The sequence below is a fragment of the Achromobacter sp. genome (genome assembly GCF_049647645.1).
Classification (GTDB): Bacteria; Pseudomonadota; Gammaproteobacteria; order Burkholderiales; family Burkholderiaceae_B; genus Achromobacter.
The window spans coordinates 1-16,316 of sequence record NZ_JBARYB010000264.1 but is presented as its reverse complement, the minus strand read 5'-3'; the positions used below and the strand labels follow the sequence as shown (position 1 = coordinate 16,316).

Annotated in this window: 16 protein-coding genes; 12 read left to right on the top strand and 4 right to left on the bottom strand. The window is 67.4% G+C overall.

Going from position 1 to position 16,316, the window contains the following annotated elements:
* The first annotated feature begins 117 nt into the window (after positions 1-117).
* The 6 genes from WBB14_RS29840 (at position 118) to WBB14_RS29815 (ending at position 6,710) form a co-directional block, all read left to right on the top strand.
* Positions 118-1,377 carry an alpha/beta hydrolase gene (locus tag WBB14_RS29840; protein WP_424242959.1) on the top strand — a complete coding sequence of 420 codons (1,260 nt, stop codon included), beginning with the start codon at positions 118-120 and terminating at the stop codon, positions 1,375-1,377.
* A 23-nt stretch (positions 1,378-1,400) separates the two neighbouring features.
* Positions 1,401-2,300 (top strand): VOC family protein, encoded by a 900-nt coding sequence (locus WBB14_RS29835; RefSeq protein ID WP_424242958.1) that lies wholly within the window; start codon positions 1,401-1,403, stop codon positions 2,298-2,300.
* 24 nt (positions 2,301-2,324) lie between these two features.
* Positions 2,325-4,013: an AMP-binding protein gene (locus WBB14_RS29830; RefSeq protein WP_424242957.1), complete on the top strand. Its 1,689-nt coding sequence runs from the start codon at positions 2,325-2,327 to the stop codon at positions 4,011-4,013.
* Entirely contained in the window at positions 4,000-4,476 is a 477-nt protein-coding gene (locus tag WBB14_RS29825; protein WP_424242956.1) for an acyl-CoA thioesterase, read from the top strand. Before WBB14_RS29830 ends, WBB14_RS29825 begins: the two co-directional genes overlap by 14 nt.
* Entirely contained in the window at positions 4,473-5,621 is a 1,149-nt protein-coding gene (locus tag WBB14_RS29820; protein ID WP_424242955.1) for an FAD-dependent monooxygenase, read from the top strand. The genes WBB14_RS29825 and WBB14_RS29820 overlap by 4 nt, the downstream gene beginning before the upstream one ends.
* Before the next feature lie 114 nt (positions 5,622-5,735).
* On the top strand, positions 5,736-6,710 hold the full coding sequence (locus WBB14_RS29815; RefSeq protein ID WP_424242954.1) for a Bug family tripartite tricarboxylate transporter substrate binding protein: 975 nt from the start codon (positions 5,736-5,738) through the stop codon (positions 6,708-6,710).
* 89 nt (positions 6,711-6,799) lie between these two features.
* Here WBB14_RS29815 and WBB14_RS29810 read toward each other — a convergent pair whose 3' ends face one another.
* Positions 6,800-7,717 carry a LysR family transcriptional regulator gene (locus WBB14_RS29810; RefSeq protein WP_424242953.1) on the bottom strand — a complete coding sequence of 306 codons (918 nt, stop codon included), beginning with the start codon at positions 7,715-7,717 and terminating at the stop codon, positions 6,800-6,802.
* A 110-nt stretch (positions 7,718-7,827) separates the two neighbouring features.
* On the opposite strand from WBB14_RS29810, the gene WBB14_RS29805 reads away from it, so the two are divergent.
* Both WBB14_RS29805 and WBB14_RS29800 read left to right on the top strand, forming a co-directional pair.
* Entirely contained in the window at positions 7,828-9,267 is a 1,440-nt protein-coding gene (locus WBB14_RS29805; RefSeq protein WP_424242952.1) for a M20 family metallopeptidase, read from the top strand.
* Complete coding sequence (locus WBB14_RS29800) at positions 9,264-10,244, top strand: Bug family tripartite tricarboxylate transporter substrate binding protein (RefSeq protein ID WP_424242951.1); 981 nt, start codon at positions 9,264-9,266, stop codon at positions 10,242-10,244. The genes WBB14_RS29805 and WBB14_RS29800 overlap by 4 nt, the downstream gene beginning before the upstream one ends.
* Positions 10,245-10,268: 24 nt before the next feature.
* Here WBB14_RS29800 and WBB14_RS29795 read toward each other — a convergent pair whose 3' ends face one another.
* The 3 genes from WBB14_RS29795 to WBB14_RS29785 all read right to left on the bottom strand — a co-directional run bounded on the left by WBB14_RS29795 (position 10,269) and on the right by WBB14_RS29785 (position 11,733).
* Positions 10,269-10,766 carry a YSC84-related protein gene (locus tag WBB14_RS29795; protein WP_424242950.1) on the bottom strand — a complete coding sequence of 166 codons (498 nt, stop codon included), beginning with the start codon at positions 10,764-10,766 and terminating at the stop codon, positions 10,269-10,271.
* A gap of 205 nt (positions 10,767-10,971) precedes the next feature.
* The gene (locus WBB14_RS29790) at positions 10,972-11,109 is read right to left on the bottom strand and encodes a hypothetical protein (protein WP_424242949.1); all 138 of its coding nucleotides are present in this window, start codon (positions 11,107-11,109) and stop codon (positions 10,972-10,974) included.
* Positions 11,110-11,118: 9 nt separating this feature from the next.
* Entirely contained in the window at positions 11,119-11,733 is a 615-nt protein-coding gene (locus tag WBB14_RS29785; RefSeq protein WP_424242948.1) for a hypothetical protein, read from the bottom strand.
* A gap of 236 nt (positions 11,734-11,969) precedes the next feature.
* On the opposite strand from WBB14_RS29785, the gene WBB14_RS29780 reads away from it, so the two are divergent.
* The 4 genes from WBB14_RS29780 to nrdD all read left to right on the top strand — a co-directional run bounded on the left by WBB14_RS29780 (position 11,970) and on the right by nrdD (position 16,286).
* Positions 11,970-13,577 carry a PepSY-associated TM helix domain-containing protein gene (locus WBB14_RS29780; RefSeq protein WP_424242947.1) on the top strand — a complete coding sequence of 536 codons (1,608 nt, stop codon included), beginning with the start codon at positions 11,970-11,972 and terminating at the stop codon, positions 13,575-13,577.
* Positions 13,574-13,924, top strand: coding sequence for a DUF3325 domain-containing protein (locus WBB14_RS29775; RefSeq protein WP_424242946.1), 351 nt, complete (start codon positions 13,574-13,576; stop codon positions 13,922-13,924). The genes WBB14_RS29780 and WBB14_RS29775 overlap by 4 nt, the downstream gene beginning before the upstream one ends.
* Before the next feature lie 111 nt (positions 13,925-14,035).
* Positions 14,036-16,030, top strand: a complete 1,995-nt coding sequence (locus tag WBB14_RS29770) for a ribonucleoside triphosphate reductase (RefSeq protein ID WP_424242945.1) — start codon at positions 14,036-14,038, stop codon at positions 16,028-16,030.
* 73 nt (positions 16,031-16,103) lie between these two features.
* The gene (nrdD, locus tag WBB14_RS29765) at positions 16,104-16,286 is read left to right on the top strand and encodes an anaerobic ribonucleoside-triphosphate reductase (RefSeq protein WP_013393551.1); all 183 of its coding nucleotides are present in this window, start codon (positions 16,104-16,106) and stop codon (positions 16,284-16,286) included.
* Positions 16,287-16,316: the final 30 nt, after the last annotated feature.

Genomic DNA, 16,316 nt, shown 5'->3' with positions numbered 1-16,316 from the left:
TTGAGTCCCTCATTTTTGACGCTACTGTCAATTTTTTAAATTTAATTGACACTAAAGTCAAATATTCGTCTAATACGTCAAACCGAGGTCCACGGACCATCGCAACAGGAGACGAATGTGACTACCGCCGCCCCCTCCAACCAGATCACCGCAGGTTTTCTCAACACCGATTGGAATCCCCGCGACCTGCCCGCCGGCGCCTCGACCCGCAACGTCGTGCTGCGCACCGCGGATGGCGCCGCTACCTCCGGATCGCTATACCAGCCGGCCGGCCCGCGCCCTGACACCGTGGTCTGCGTCATGCATCCGCGCGAGTTCATGGCCTGCCATTACCTGATCCCCGACATCGTCGGCGCCGGCCTTGCCGCCTGGTCGCAAGGCGCGCGTTCGGTCGGCAACGACCTCAGGCTGGAACATGAACAAGCGCTGCAGGACGTGGCCGCCGGCCTGCGCTTCCTGCGCGAACAGGGTTTCAAGAAGATCGTGCTGCTGGGCAATTCCGGCGGCGCCGGGCTGTACGCCTTCTACGCCCAGCAAGCCGGCCTGCCCGCCAGCGAACGCGTCGCCCGCACGCCGGGCGGCAAGCCCAGCGGACTGGGCGAACTGGACATGCCCGAAGTGCATGGGCTGGTGCTGGTAGGCCCGCACCCCGGTCAAGGCGCGCTGCTGCTGAACTGCATCGACCCGTCCGTCGGCGACGAGAACGACGCGTTGTCGGTGGTGGCGGAGCTTGATCCCCTGGCGCCCGAAAACGGCTACCGGCCCAAAGGCCAGGCGCGCTATGCGCCGGAATTCGTCGCCCGCTACCGTCTGGCGCAGCGCGAACGCGTGGCGCGTCTGGACGCGCAGGCGCGGCAGATGATCGCCGACCGCCTGGCGGCCCGCGCCGACGTCAAGAGCGGCTCCGACGCTTCCGCCGAGCGCCGTCGGCAGGCGGCGCACACGCCGGTCCTGGTGGTCTGGCGCACCGACGCCGACCTGCGCTGCCTGGACCTCAGCCTGGATCCGTCTGACCGCCACCCGGGCTCGTTGTGGGGCAAGGACCCTTATGCGTCGAACTTCGGCGCCGTCGGCTTCGCCCGCTTCTGCACGCCAGAGAGCTGGCTGTCGACCTGGTCCGGCCTGTCGTCCAACGCCAGCATGGAACGCACCGCCGGCGGCATCGTCCAGCCCACGCTGATCATTGAATACACCGGCGACCAGGCCTGTTTCCCTTCCGACGTGCGCGCCATCCATGACGCCATCCCCGCGCCGGACAAGACCCACCTGCGCATCCGCGGCGACCACCACGGCCGCGCCCTGGCTGAAAGCGAAGAACCCGGGCGCTATGCCGCCGGCCGCGAACTGGCCGCCTGGCTGCGCCTGCGTTTCCTCTAATCCGAATGTCGACGGAGCAAGTCATGACTGCAACCCCCAAGACCCCCGCCCCCCTGCGCCTGCACGGCGTGGACCACACGGCGCGGCCCACCTGGCGCCTGCGCGAAACCGTCGCCTTCTACCGCGACATCCTCGGCCTGCCGCTGGTCCATGTGATCTCGGCGCGCGGCTGGGGCCCCGCCACGCACCCGGACTTCCTGCACTTCTTTTTCGATAGCGGCCAAGGCAGCACGATCGCGTTCTTCTATTACCTGGGATCGGACGAGCCCGAGGCGCTGCGCGGACGCAGCAGCATGCGGCCGCTGCCCGAGGACCATGTGTTCGACGCCACCCACACCGCCTGGCTGGTCGACAGCGAAGACGAGCTCAAGGCCTGGAAGCAGAAGCTGCAGAACGCCGGGCTGGAGGTCTCCGTCGAAACCCGCCACGAAGTGATCGAGTCCATCTATGTACGCGATCCCAACGGCTACTTCATCGAATTCACGCGCAAGCTGCGCCCCCTGAGCGAGGTCGACGCGATCGACGCCGACCTGACGCTGCGGGCGGCCATGCAGGCCGAAGCCGATGCGGAATCGGCCGGCGGCCGCATCCGGCATATCGACGACGTCTGGGCGCGCAAGGCCGCGCTGCTGGAAGACCGGCTGGAGATGGCGGACAGCGCCGCCGCGCCGCGCGTGCGGATCTTCGTGCCCCGGGTCGAGGAATTCTCTTCCTTGGTACAGGACGCTTCCGGGCGCGAGAACTGCACCGTGGTGCCCGGCGAACATTTCGACTGCATCGTCGCCGACGGCCCGCTGGAGTTCCAGCGCAAGGCCCTGGGGCTCAAGCCCGCCGTCTGGTATGGCTTGTTCACCGGCGGCGTCAGCGGCACGATCGACGTATTGGATCGGGACCGCGTCCTGATCTCGGCCGCGCGCCACTGAGACACGGGCCAGGAGGAGACAACCATGCGAGATATACGCCACCCCATAGAGGGCGTGATCTACCACCACGCCGAACGGGCCCGCCAGTACTTCGCCAGCGGCGCCTGGGAACGTTCGACCGTGGGCGCGGCGCTGCACGCCACCGCCCTGCGCTGCCCCGAGCGCACCGCGCTGATCATCGACGAAGGTAGCCTGAGCTTCCGCGAACTGGACGAACAGACCGACCGGCTGGCCGCCGCCTTGCTCAAGCTGGGCCTGGCGCCGGCGGACCGAGCCATCTTCCAGATGGGCACCACGCTGGAAACGGCGCTGGCCCTGCTGGCCTGCTACAAGGCGGGCATCGTCCCCGTCTGTTCGCTGCCGCAGCACCGCGAGCTGGAGATCGGCCAGTTGACGCGCCAGACCCGCGCCCGCGGCTACTTCGTGCAGGCCGACTTCGGCAAGTTCGACCTGCCGGCCTTCGCCGCAGGCATGCTGGCCGCGAGCGACACGCTGGAGCACCTGGTCGTCGCGCGCGGCGATTCGCCGCATGGCGTGTCGCTCCACGCGCTGCTGGACGCGATGCCGCTGGCCGAGGCCCGCCTCATCCTGGCGGACCAGGGCCCCGGCTGCGAAGACGTGCTGAGCTTCCAGCTGTCGGGCGGCACCACCGGCATGCCCAAGATCATCCCGCGCTTCCACGCCGAGTACCTGGGCCATTCGCTGGCCTGCGCCCGGCGCTACAAGATGCAGGATGACGACCGCATCATCTGGGCCCTGCCCCTGCTGCACAACGCGGCCCAGGTCTATGTGCTGATCCCCGTCATTGCCATGGGCGTGTCCGCGGTGCTGATGCCGCGGGTGGACGTGCCGCGCATGCTGGAGCTGATCGAGCGCCATCGCGTCACCCGCGCCATGTCCATCGGGCCGATAGCGCCGCAGCTCATGGCCTTCCCCGACCTGGCGCGCTACGACCTGTCCACGCTGCGCCTGTTCATCACCATGAGCGCGGCGGACCGGCTCGAAGCCCACCTGAACGTGCCCTGCTCCAACCTGTTCGGCATCACGGAAGGGCTGCTGCTGGGTTCGCCCGCCGACGCGTCCGAGTACGAGCGGCACCATACCCAGGGGCGCTCGGGCTGCCCCGAGGACGACATCCGCCTGCTCGCGCCCGGCACCGAGGAGCCGGTGGCGGAGGGCCAGATGGGAGAGCTCTGCTTCCGCGGTCCCGCCACGCTGCCGGGCTTCTTCGACGCCCCTGCGGCCAACGCTTCCGCATTCACCTCGGATGGCTACTACCGTACCGGCGACATGATGACCGCTCGCGTGGTGGACGGAGCGACCTGCTACTCCTTCGAGGGCCGCCTGCGCGACAACATCAACCGCGGCGGCGAGAAGATCGGCTGCGAGGAAGTCGAGGCGCTGGTGGGCGCGCATCCGGCCATTTCCGAGGCGCGGCTGGTGGCCATGCCCGACCCGTTCTATGGCGAGAAAGGCTGCGTCTTCGTCATCGTCCGGCCCGGACAGATGGCGCCGAGCCTGACGGAACTGGCGGATTTCCTCACCGGCCAGGGGCTGGCCAAATACAAGTGTCCGGAACGCATCGAGCAGATCGAGGCCTTCCCCGTCACCAAGGTCGGCAAGCTCGACAAGGCCGCCCTGCGCCATACCGTCGCGGAAATGCTCAACCAGGAGGCCGCAAAGGCCAGGGAGAACGGCAATGACCAGCACTGAATTCGTAGTGAGCGAGACGCCGTTCATCGTGCGCCGCCGCGTCAAATGGGGTGATTGCGATCCCGCCGGCGTGGTCTACACCGTCACCTTCGGCGAGTACGTGCTGTCGGCCGCCGAACTGTTCTACGGCCATCTGTTCAACGGCACGCCGCAGCGCATCAAGGATGAGCATGGCTTCGGTACGCCTACCCGTGCGCTGTCCTTCGACTTCCAGGCCTCGCTATGGCCCGACGAGGAATTCGACATGTGCGTCAGGGTCGAGGAAATCCGTACCCGCACCTACACCCTGCATGTCGCCGGCAGCGTACGCGGCCAGCCCGCCTTCGATGCCCGGCTGACCCCGATCTGCGTGGCGCGCGGCGAACGGCGCGCCATCGAAGTGCCCGCCGCGCTGCGCGGCGCCTTGCAGTCCTATCAGGAAGCCTGCGCGCAGGCCGAAGCAAACAGGAGCCAAGCCAAATGAAGATCGCCGTCATCGGAGCAGGCCCCGCTGGCCTGTACTTTTCGCTGCTGGCCAAGAAGCACGCCCCGCAGCACGACATCACCGTGTACGAACAGAATCCGCGCGGCGCCACCTACGGCTGGGGCGTGGTGTTCTCGGACATCGGCCTGTCCTTCCTGCGCGAGGCCGACCCGGAATTCTTCAAGGCCTTCGTGGCGCACCACGAACGCTGCGACTACATGGAGATCATCCACCAGGGCGCCCGCGTCCAGGTCCAGGGCAACCATTTCTCGCGCACGGCCCGCATCGACATGCTGGAAGTCCTGGAAAAGGCCTGCCTGGAAGCCGGTGTGCAGATCCTGCACGGGCAGCGGGTCGAAGACGTCGGACGGCTGGCCGCGGAAGTAGACATGGTGGTGGCCGCCGACGGCAGCAACAGCGCCGTGCGCAAGCAGTACGCCGAACACTTCCGCCCCAGCTTCGAACGCCGCCGCAATAAATTCGCCTGGTACGGCACCCGCCAGCGCTTCCACCCGGTGTCGCTGATCTTCCGCGAAACCGACCACGGCATCTTCATCGCCCACAGTTACCAGTACAGCAAGGACCTCAGCACCTTCCTGGTGGAAGTGGACCCGGACACCTGGCAGCGCGCCGGCCTGGACACGGCCAGCGAAGACGCCAGCCGGCGCTATTGCGCCGAGGTGTTCCGCGCCGACCTGGGCGCCAATGAACTGCTGGGCAACCGCTCCCTGTGGTTCGAGGCCAGCATCGTGCGCAACGAGCGCTGGTCGCACGGCAACATCGTGCTGCTGGGCGATGCGTTGCGCACCGTGCATTTCTCGCTCGGCTCCGGCACCCGGATGGCGATGCAGGACGCGATCGCGCTGCATCAGGGCCTGACGCAGCATCCGGACGACACGCAGGCCGCGTTCGCGCATTTCGAGGCGCAGCGCCGCCCGGCATCCGCCAACTTCCAGGCCGCCGCCGCGCGTAGCCTGGACTGGTACGAGAACGTGGCCGAGAAGATGCAGCTGGATCCGGTGTCCTTCGTCTACGACTACATGCGCCGCACCGGCCAGGTCAGCCACGACGACCTGCGCCAGCGCGACCCGGGATTCGCCGCCGCCTACGAGGCGCTGCACCCGGAAGCCGCCGCCGTGTCCTGAACCACCCGCCGCTGTTTTTGAGTACCCGGCCGCGGCGCCTTGATCCGCGCTTGCGGCCTCAACGATAAGCGGCGCCGCAAGCGCCGCGAACCATCCATGGAAAGTGGAGGAGACATGAAAAATACCCTCTGGTGCATGGCGCTGACCGGCGCCCTGGCCTGCGCCTCGGCACAGGCCCAATCCGACAAATACCCCGAGCGGCCGGTGCGCATGGTGCTGCCGTACTCGGTGGGCAGCGGTCCCGACGCCGTCGCCCGCATGCTGGGCGAACAACTCACGGCGGCCTGGAAACAGCCGCTCATCGTGGAAAACAAGCCCGGCGCCAACGGCTGGCTGGCCATCGGCGAGGTCAAGCGCGCCACGCCCGACGGCTACTCGCTGGCCGTGGTGGACAACACCCACATGACGCTGCAGCCGCAGCTCTACCGCAACCTGCCCTTCGATCCGGTCAAGGATTTCGTGCCGGTGGCGCCCATCTACACCACGCATTTCTTCATGGTCGTATCGGCCTCGTCGCCCTGGAACAACGTCACCGACCTGATCGCGGCGGCCAAGGCCCAGCCCGGCAAGCTGACCTACGGCACCTGGGGCATGGGCAGCGTGGCGCACGTGGGCACCTCCATGTTCCAGACCGCCACGCAGACCGACATGACCCACGTCCCCTTCAAGGACCTGGCCCAGCTCTATACGGCGGTGGCCAACGGCGAGGTGGACTGGGCCTTCGGCACCGCCGCCACGGTGCAGAACCTGTACCAGGCCAAGCGGGTCAAGCTGCTGGCGCTGGCGGCGCCGACGCGCCTGGGCTCCTACGCCAATGTGCCCACGGTCAGCGAAGCCGGCGGTCCCAAGGACTTCGAACTGAAGACCTGGGTCGCGGCCTTCGCGCCCAAGGGCACGCCGGATGCCGTGGTCAAGCGTATCAATGACGCCATCGCCCAGGCCGTGGTGACGCCTGCGGTGCGCAAGCGTTTCGAGACCTATGGCTTTGACGCCTGGCCGCAGGACGCCGCCGCGCTGGCCCAGGCCCGCGATGCGGATGCGGCGCGCTTTGCGGCCGTCGTCAAAGAGGCCAATATCTCTTTGGACTGAAACCGCCAAGGGGGGCCGCGCGCCGCGGCCTCCCTCCCGGACGAGGGCCTATGACGTCTGCCTCGGGCGTCCCGCCTCAGGCATCCGCCTCAGGCTTCCGCTTCCGGCGCCTTGGGCGTCGCCGTCAGCCGCTGCGCCATGAACTCCAGGAACTCGCGGGCCAGCGCCGGCAGGGTCCGGCCTTGCAAGGTCAGGACCTGGATGCTCCGCTGCCGCATCTCCGGATTGCTGAACGGCACCGCGGCCAGGCCCTCGCCGTCGCGCTGCCCCAACATGGTCAGGTAGCCCGACAGCGCCACAATGTCGCTGCCGGGCAGCATGGGCAGAAAGGCTGCGGAGTGGTTGGACACGTAGGCCGGCTCGATATGCAGCCCGGCATTCGCGCAGGCCGCGTCGAACAACTGCCGCACCGTGGTGCCTTGGTCGCCCAGGGACAGCGGCACCTTCGTCAGGTCGCGCATGCCGAGGCTGCGCCGGCTGGCCAGCGGATGGTTGCGGCACATCACCGCGTAGACCGGGGCGCGCACCAGCAGTTCGGTCTTGAGGCGGTCATCCTGCGCGGTGGTGTAACGCAGCGCCAACTGCGACAGGCCTTCCAGGATCTGGCGGCTGACTTCTTCAGGCCGTTCCACGTGCAGATGGAAACGGGCCTCGGGGCGGACCCGCTTGAATTCGGCCATGCACATGGGCAGGAAGCGGTGCGCGAAACCTTCGGTGCAGGCCAGGCGTATGGTCACGTCGCCCAGGTGGCTGCGCTGGCGGATCTCGGTGGTGACGCGCTCGGCTTCCAGCGCGGCGGCATTGGCATAGGCGGCCAATTGGCGTCCGGCCTCGCTCAGTTCCATGCCGCGCGCCTGCCGTTCGAACAGCGCAATGCCCAGCCCGTCCTCCAGCTTGGCGATCTGCCGGCTGACGGCCGAGGCCGCCACGTGTTGCGCAGTTGCAGCGCCGGCGATGGAGCCGCAGCGCGCGACCTCCAGGAAGTACCTCAGACCCAGTGAAATCATGGCGCCCCTTTAACCATGCCTTTATGGCAACGCAAAAATGCTAATTATCTAATTGTGGCATGTGATGAAGCGTAATAACTTTGTGCCTCCCTCAGCACCCAGGCCCCGAAGTGATACGCGAACAAGCCCTGCTCCAAGCCGTTCAAGCCTATGACAACGGCGATCTTCAGGCGGCCCTGGCCCGCCGCGTCGCCTACGCGACGGAAAGCGAGGTGGCTGACCAGGCTCCCGCCCAGCACGCCTATCTGAACGAAGAACTGGTTCCGCTGCTCCAGGAACTGGGTTTCGCCTGTGAGGTGCATCCCAATCCCTCCGGCGCCGACCTGCCCATCCTGGTGGCGCGCCGCATCGAGCAGCCCGGCCTGCCCACGGTGCTGATGTACGGCCATGGCGACGTGGTGCGCGGCAATGCCGCCAAATGGGAAGCCGGGCGCGATCCCTGGCGTTTGCAAGTCGAGGGCGACCGCTGGTACGGGCGCGGCACCGCCGACAACAAGGGCCAGCACAGCATCAATCTGGAAGCCCTGCGCCAGGTCATCGCCGCGCGCAGCGGCGCGCTGGGCTTCAATACCATCTGGCTGATCGAGACCGGCGAGGAAGCGGGCTCCCCCGGGCTGGCCGCCTTCTGCGAGGCCCAGCGCGAAGCCCTGGCGGCGGACGTATTCATCGCCAGCGACGGCCCGCGCCTGAGCGCGCAGCGCCCGACCCTATTCATGGGCTCGCGCGGCGCGGTGAACTTCGAACTGGAACTGCGGGCGCGCGAACGCGGCTACCACTCGGGCAACTGGGGCGGCCTGCTGGCCAACCCCGCCATCGTGCTGGCGCACGCCATCGCCACGTTGGTCGATGCGCGCGGCCGCATCACGGTGCCGGGCCTGCGCCCGCCCCCTATTCCAGAGGCGGTGGCCGAGGCGCTGGCCGACCTGGAAGTCGGCGGCGGCGAAGACGATCCCGACATCAATGCCTGGTGGGGCGAGCCCGGCCTGAGCGCATCGGAAAAAGTGTTCGGCTGGAACAGCCTGGACGTCCTGACCTTTGGCGCCGGCGATCCGGCCAAGCCGGTCAACGCCATACCGCCCGAAGCCGTGGCCTGGTGCCAGCTGCGTTTCGTGGTGGGCACGGACTGGCGCGCGCTGGAGACGCACGTGAAGGAACATCTGCGCGCGGCGGGCTTCGAGGACATCCAGGTGCGCATCGGCATGCAAGCCGGCGCCACCCGCCTGTCACCCGACAATCCCTGGGTGCGCTGGGCCGCGGCCTCGCTGGAACGCAGCACCGGCAAACGGCCGGCGCTGCTGCCGAACCTGGGCGGTTCGCTACCGAACGACATCTTCGCCGACCAGTTGGGCCTGCCCACCTTGTGGGTACCGCATTCCTATCCCGCTTGCGCGCAGCACGCGCCCAATGAACACCTGCTGGGCAGCGTCGCCCGCGAGGGGCTGGCCATCATGGCCGGCCTGTTCTGGGACCTGGGCGACCAGGGTAACGCCCTGCGCCAGGCAACCGCCAGCCCGTCTTCCACCGCCAACCGACCGGGACTTCCGTCATGACCGTCACACTCCGCGCCGCCGTGGCGGCCGCAAGCCTTGCCGCCGCCGCGCATACCGGCGGCGTCCACGCTGCCTATCCCGAACAGACCATCAAGATCGTCGTGCCCTTCACGCCGGGCGGCGCGACCGACGCCGTGGCGCGGCTGCTGGCCAACAAGCTGTCCGGCAAATTCGGCCAGGCCGTCATCGTGGAAAACCGCCCCGGCGCATCCACCGTGATCGGCGCGGAAGCGGCCGCGCGCGCGCAGCCCGACGGCTACACGCTGATGCTGTCGGGCAGCACCACCTACACCGTGCTGCCGGCGCTCAAGCCCGGCCTGCCCTACGATCCGCAAAAGAGTTACGAACACATCGCCATCGTCGCCATGGCGCCCGTGGTGCTGCTGGCCAAGAGCGGGCTGGCGGCCGCTACCGCGCAGGAAGCGGCCGCGCTGGCCAAACAGCACAGCGGCAAGGGCGGCCTGATGTACGGCACCTTCGGTCCCGGATCGGCGCCCCACCTGGCCGGCGAGATGTTCGCCGAGGCCGCGGGCGCGAAGATGATGCCGGTGCCCTACAAGGGCAGCGCGCAGCTGGTAACGGCCATGATAGGCGGCGAAGTCGACCTCGGCGTGGACACCGTGTCTTCCGCCGCGCCGCAAGTCCGCGCCGGCAAGATCCGCGCGCTGGCGGTCACGGGCGAACGCCGCATGCCGCAACTGCCCGACGTGCCCACCTTCGCCGAAGCCGGCATGCCGGACGTGTCTTTCGTCGGCTGGTACGCGCTGGTCGCGCCGGCGCGCACGCCGGCCCCGGTGGTGGACACGCTGAGCCTCGCCGTAGCGGAAATCATGGAGGATCCGCAGGTGCGCAAGTCGGTCGCAGACCTGGCGCTGGATCCCGTGTATCTGCCCGCTCCTGCCTTCAAGGCGCAGATCGCCAAGGAACTGCGCACCTTTTCAGACGTAGCGGCGCGCGCCGGCATCACCCTGGACTAGCGGCCGGCGGGCTGGCGCTTGGCCTCAGTCCGGCTGGGTGCGGGTGATCTTGGACCCTTGCAAGCCCATGCCGGCCATCAGTCCCTGTCCGCCGAATGGCACGGCGTACACGTCCTGGCTCAGGGTGGTGGTGGTGATGCTGGCGGCATAGCTGTCGTCCACCACGACCAGGCTGGGGCCGGCGCCGAGCGACCAGCCGTCGCTTTGGTCCAGGTACCGCAGCGCCGGCTCGTTCATGAAGAACAGCGCATAGCTGAACTCCTGCGCGCCGGCCTGCAGGCCGAACGACACCGCCGATATGTTGTAGTAACCCTGGACCTTGCCGCCCCGGATGAGCGCGCCGTTGCCAGTTTCCGCGCCGACCAGCAGGCCGCCCTTCAGGATGCGGGGAAACACCAGCACGCCCACCGCCTTGTTGCCCAGTTCGCGCGTCCTGGGCTCCTGCTGGTAGAGGCGCTCCAGCGCGCCCCGCGCCTCCTGGCTGAGCTCGGCCGCAGACTCCGCCCTGGCCTGCGGCGGCAAGAAAAAACAGGCAGCCCACAAAAAAAGGCTGGCCCACAGCCAACCCTGACCTTGCATAGGCAAAACGGACGCGCGACGCATACAGCCTCCTTGTCTGAAGGACGGCAAGCGCCAAGCGCGCTCGCCCCGACTTGCCAGTTCAGTATTGGCAGGGGCATATATGTTGTCAAGAGGCGTCCGCACCCGTGCTGGCGCCTGGGCATACTCACGCCATGGGCGGCGACGTCTCCCTTGCCGGATGGCGGTGCCTGGCCAGGGCATCGATGCAGGCGGCTACGCTCTTGGCCAGGGCCGCCGCGTCCACGGCCGCGGCGCCCTTGAGCGCCGGATGGCTGCCTGGCATCGCAATCTCCTAGTGGCTCAGCATCTTGCCGCGCGCCTGCTCGGCCCGCGATGCGCCGATGGCGGTCTCCACCTGCTTGACCTCTTCGGGAGGCGGCAGCACGGCGGGGAATCCCAGCGACTGGATCCACAACTCGCGCGACCAGCCCTGGGTGTGATAGAGGTGGTGGTCTTCATCCGTGGCGACGGCGTCATGCGCCTGCTTGAGCACCTTGGCCTGGTCGCCGCTGTGCTGCTCGGCGATCACGCCGATCAGGGACCAGTTCGCGTGGTCCTTGGTTTCGGCCAGCACCACGCATTCGGTGGCAACCAGTTGCGCGGCCTCCGGATCGCCCGCGTTGATCGCCATCTTCATGGCCTTGACCAGCGACTCGCCGATATGGCGCACCACCTGCCTGCCCGGGGGCTGCGCCTCCGGATCCAGGCGCAACTGCTCGAATACCGTCAACAGCACCCGGCGATGGGTACGCGTTTCTTCCAGGTAACCGAGCCATTCCTTCTTCAGGTCCGCATTCACCGCGCAGGTCACGGCGGTTTCGTACACGGCCAAGCCGCCTATCTCGGTCTCCAGGGCCTGGTACAGCAACTCCTCGATTTGCGAGGTATTTCCGGCTTTGCGTTTCATTGGGCGTTCCTCTGTCGGTTGGGGCATCGCCACAAGTCGGCCGCGCGGCGGACTTGCCGATGGACCGCGTTCCCAGCAACCGCCGTGCCCGACAGGCGCCGCAAACCCGCTGGCGCCCACAACCACGTCCCCAATTAGATTAGAATCGGAACTATTCTCAATAAAATCAGACCGCCCGGCTCGCGGCGGCGTCAACAAGAAAGAGGCTCGTCCTGAAATCCGGTTTCCGCCTGTCCATGGCCTGGCTCCACACCTGGGTCGGCCTGTGGTTTTCCTGGCTGCTGTTTGCCGTCTTCCTGACGGGCTCGCTGGCCGTTTTCTCCGAACCCATCACGCACTGGATGACGCCCGAGCATCACGAGGCGGAAATCCTGGCCGCGCAAAAGAAAGGCGCCCCGGTGGACCGGGCGCGGCGGCTGGATCTGGCGGTGGACTACATGTCGCGCAACCATCCGGGCGCGGGCATGTGGGAAATCTGGCCGGTCAACCGTCATCATGAGAATGGCCTGACGGCCTATTGGTTCGACAAGAACGGCCAGTATGCCGACGCCGAACTGGACCCCGACACCGGCGCGGAACTTGACGACCACCACGAGGCCGAAGCCCGCGCCACGCGGGGCGGCTCGCATTTCGTGGATTTCCACTACACCTTGCACGACGCCGGCCTGGGCTTGTGGATCGTGGCCTTCGCCAGCATGGCCATGCTGGTCGCACTGATTTCCGGCGTGGTCACGCACAAGCGCATCTTCAAGGACTTCTTCACCTTCCGCGCCAGAAAAGGCCAGCGCTCCTGGCTGGACGCGCACAACGCGGTGGCGGTCCTGACCCTGCCGTTCCAGTTCATGATCGCCTACACCGGCATTGTGATATCCAGCGCCATACTGATGCCCGCCCCCGTCGCCGCAACCTATGGCGCCGACTCGCAGGCCAGCAGCCGGTATCTGGCCGAACTGTCGGGCGAGGACCGGCCGGCGCGCACCGGCGTGGCGCAGGCCATGCCGGCGCTGGAACCCATCGTGGCCCGCGGCGAGCAGCTGATCGGGCAGGCGGCGCGCGCCATCGTCATCAACAATCCCGAAGACAGTTCCATGCGCATCGGCGTCTATGGCTGGAATGAAGACAGCGACGAAGCGCACAACATCAGCGCCACCACCGGCATGGCCGAGTTCTCCGCCAGCGGCGAACTGCTGCGCCTGCGGCCCGCGGGCGGCGTCAACGGCGGCGCGCCTTCCCTGACCTTCCAGGTGATGAGCGGCCTGCACATGGTCAAATTCGGCGGCCTGGCCATGAAATGGCTGTACTTCATCTGCGGCCTGGCTGGCGCGGCCATGATGGCCACGGGCGCGCTGCTGTTCATGGTCAAGCGCCGCGCCAAGCATGGCGGCGAATTCGGCAGCGCCACGGCGCGCGTGTACCGGCTGATAGAAGGATTGAATGTGGCCGCGCTGGCCGGACTGGCCATCGCCTGCATCGGCTACTTCTGGGCCAACCGCCTGCTGCCCGTGGCGCTGGAAAACCGCGCGCTGTGGGAGCTGCGTTGCTTCTTCCTGATATGGGCGCTGACGCTGGCGCATGCCTGGCTGTGCAGCCCGCGCCGCGCCTGGATCTCGCAACTGGCCCTGCTGTCGGCGCTGTGCCTGCTGCTGCCAATGCTGTCGTTCGTCACCCTGGGCGACCATCCCGTGGCGCAGATCGCCCGCGGCGACTGGGAAAGCGCGGGCGTCGAACTGACGTCCGTCGCATTCGGCGTACTATCGGCCTGGGCGGCCCTGCTGTTGTGGCGGCGGCCCGCAAGCGCGCCCGCCCGGCGCAATCCCCGCAGTAATGCAGAGGCGGCCGCATGAACACCAACGACCTGTACGCAATTTCCATGGCCCTGCTGCTGACCTACTCGGGCATGGCTTGCCTGAGCTTGGCCATGCCGCGCCATTACGACCAGATCTGGGGACGCGATCCGTCCGCCAGCCATACGCGCGTGCTGCGCGGCGCCGGCGTGCTGCTGCTGGCGCTGGCCTTGCTGCCCTGCGTCGGGCTGTGGGGCAATACCGTGGGCGTGGTGGCATGGCTGGGTTGGCTCTCGGCCGGCGCCCTGCTCTGGGTCGGCATGCTGTCCTGGGCGCCCCGCCCGGCGGCCGGTACCGCCGCGCTGGCCGTCGCCATATCCCTGGCCGGGGTCGGCATCGGCTTCTGAAGCGCGCGTTTGACGCGCATCAAGCAAGGCTGACATCCCAGGGGCGCGTGGCGATACACGCACCATATGTGGTGGTAGAGTTTTCACACCCTACTACATATGGTGTCAGTCATGCATATCCAGCACATCCTCAAGCGCGACGGCCGGGTCGCGGCGTTCGACCGCGACAAGATCGCCCAGGCCATGGCGGCGGCCGGCCAGAGCACCGGGGAACTGGACTTGGCGGACGCGCAAATGCTGACCGACGGCGTCATCGCCGCGCTGGCCGGCAACCCCTGCCCGGGCGTCGAAACCATCCAGAACCGCGTCGAGGAAGCCCTGGTCCAGGCGGGCCACTGGCGCACCGCGCGCGCCTACATCGTGCACCGCGAACAGCACGCCCGGCTGCGCGCGCTGCGCCACACGCTGGTGGACGTGGAAAGCGCCATGGAGGAATACCTGGACCAGCGCGACTGGCGCGTCAATGCCAACGCCAACCAGGGCTACAGCCTGGGTGGCCTGATCCTGAACGTGGCGGGCAAGGTCACCGCCAACTACTGGCTGTCCAACGTGTTCGCGCCCGAAGCGGGCCGCGCCCACCGCGAAGGCGACATCCACATCCATGACCTGGACATGTTGAGCGGCTATTGCGCCGGCTGGTCGCTGCGCCAGCTGCTGACCGAAGGCTTCAACGGCATCCCCGGCAAGGTGGAAGCGACGCCGGCGCGCCACATGTCGGCGGCCATCGGCCAGATCGTCAACTTCCTGGGCACGCTGCAGAACGAATGGGCCGGCGCCCAGGCCTTCAGTTCCTTCGATACCTACATGGCGCCCTTCATCCGCCGCGACGCCATGACGTACGCGGAGGTGAAGCAGTCCATGCAGGAACTCATCTACAACCTCAACGTGCCCAGCCGCTGGGGCACGCAGACGCCCTTCACCAACCTCACGTTCGACTGGACCTGCCCGCCGGACCTGAAGGACCAGATCCCGTACATCGGCGGCGAGGAAATGCCGTTCTCCTACGGCGAACTGCAGACCGAGATGGACATGATCAACCGCGCCTACATCGAGGTCATGATGGCCGGCGATGCCAAGGGCCGCGTGTTCACCTTCCCCATCCCCACCTACAACATCACGCCCGACTTCGACTGGGACCATCCCAACACCGAGCGCCTGTTCGAGATGACGGCGCGCTACGGCCTGCCCTATTTCCAGAACTTCCTGAACTCGGACCTGGAACCGCACATGGTGCGCTCGATGTGCTGCCGCCTGCAGCTGGACCTGCGCGAACTGCTCAAGCGCGGCAACGGCCTGTTCGGGTCGGCCGAGCAGACCGGCTCGGTCGGCGTGGTCACGGTCAACTGCGCGCGCCTGGGCTACACCTGCCGCGGCGACGAAGCGCAGCTGATGCAGCGCCTGGACCACCTGCTGGAACTGGGCCGCGATGTGCTGGAAACCAAGCGCAAGGTGGTGCAGCGCTACATCGACCAGGGCCTCTATCCCTATACCCGCCGCTACCTCGGCACCCTGCGCAACCACTTCAGCACGCTGGGCGTGAACGGCATCAACGAGATGATCCGCAACTTCACGGACGACGCCGAGGACATCACCTCCGCCGCGGGACACGCGCTGGCCGTGCGCCTCTTGGACCGCGTGCGCGCCCGCATGACCGAGTTCCAGGAAGAGACGGGCCACCTGTACAACCTCGAAGCCACGCCCGCCGAAGGCACCACTTACCGCTTCGCCCGCGAAGACAGGAAGCGCTATCCCGCCATCCTGCAGGCGGGCAGCGAGACTCAGCCCTACTACACCAACTCCAGCCAGCTGCCGGTGGGCCACACCGACGATCCCTTCCATGCGCTGGAACTGCAGGAAACGCTGCAAGGCAAGTACACCGGCGGCACCGTGCTGCACCTGTACATGAACGAGGCTATGTCTTCCGCCGCCGCGTGCAAGCAGCTGGTGCGCCGCGCGCTGTCGAACTTCCGGCTGCCCTACATCACGGTCACGCCGACGTTCTCCATCTGCCCCAACCACGGCTATCTGGCGGGGCACCACGAGTTCTGCCCGAAATGCGATGCCGAGCTGCTGGCCAAGCAATCGGCATGCTGCACCCCGGCTTAGGGCCTGGTCACCACGACAGGCCCCGGCCGGACCGCCGGGCAGCCGCCCGGCATTCACTCCCTGAGGAACCGCCATGCAAACCTTGATCGCTCCCGAAGTCACCACCGCTCCCGCCCTAAGGCTGGACGACAGCCAGCGCGTGCGCTGCGAGATCTGGACCCGCGTCATGGGCTACCACCGCCCCGTCGCTTCCTTCAACACCGGCAAACAAGGCGAATTCAATGAACGCCGCTTCTTCGTCGAACGCAGCGCCTGAAGGCGCGCCACAAGCCGCCGCGTCCACCCC

Excerpts from the sequence above, each read along its gene's own strand:
- WBB14_RS29835 (WP_424242958.1), top strand. The coding sequence starts at position 1,401 with ATGACTGCAACCCCCAAGACCCCCGCCCCCCTGCGCCTGCACGGCGTG.
- WBB14_RS29830 (WP_424242957.1), top strand. The coding sequence starts at position 2,325 with ATGCGAGATATACGCCACCCCATAGAGGGCGTGATCTACCACCACGCC.
- WBB14_RS29825 (WP_424242956.1), top strand. The coding sequence starts at position 4,000 with ATGACCAGCACTGAATTCGTAGTGAGCGAGACGCCGTTCATCGTGCGC.
- WBB14_RS29820 (WP_424242955.1), top strand. The coding sequence starts at position 4,473 with ATGAAGATCGCCGTCATCGGAGCAGGCCCCGCTGGCCTGTACTTTTCG.
- WBB14_RS29815 (WP_424242954.1), top strand. The coding sequence starts at position 5,736 with ATGAAAAATACCCTCTGGTGCATGGCGCTGACCGGCGCCCTGGCCTGC.
- WBB14_RS29810 (WP_424242953.1), bottom strand. The coding sequence starts at position 7,717 with ATGATTTCACTGGGTCTGAGGTACTTCCTGGAGGTCGCGCGCTGCGGC.
- WBB14_RS29800 (WP_424242951.1), top strand. The coding sequence starts at position 9,264 with ATGACCGTCACACTCCGCGCCGCCGTGGCGGCCGCAAGCCTTGCCGCC.
- WBB14_RS29790 (WP_424242949.1), bottom strand. The coding sequence starts at position 11,109 with ATGCCAGGCAGCCATCCGGCGCTCAAGGGCGCCGCGGCCGTGGACGCG.
- WBB14_RS29785 (WP_424242948.1), bottom strand. The coding sequence starts at position 11,733 with ATGAAACGCAAAGCCGGAAATACCTCGCAAATCGAGGAGTTGCTGTAC.
- WBB14_RS29780 (WP_424242947.1), top strand. The coding sequence starts at position 11,970 with ATGGCCTGGCTCCACACCTGGGTCGGCCTGTGGTTTTCCTGGCTGCTG.
- WBB14_RS29775 (WP_424242946.1), top strand. The coding sequence starts at position 13,574 with ATGAACACCAACGACCTGTACGCAATTTCCATGGCCCTGCTGCTGACC.
- WBB14_RS29770 (WP_424242945.1), top strand. The coding sequence starts at position 14,036 with ATGCATATCCAGCACATCCTCAAGCGCGACGGCCGGGTCGCGGCGTTC.
- nrdD (WP_013393551.1), top strand. The coding sequence starts at position 16,104 with ATGCAAACCTTGATCGCTCCCGAAGTCACCACCGCTCCCGCCCTAAGG.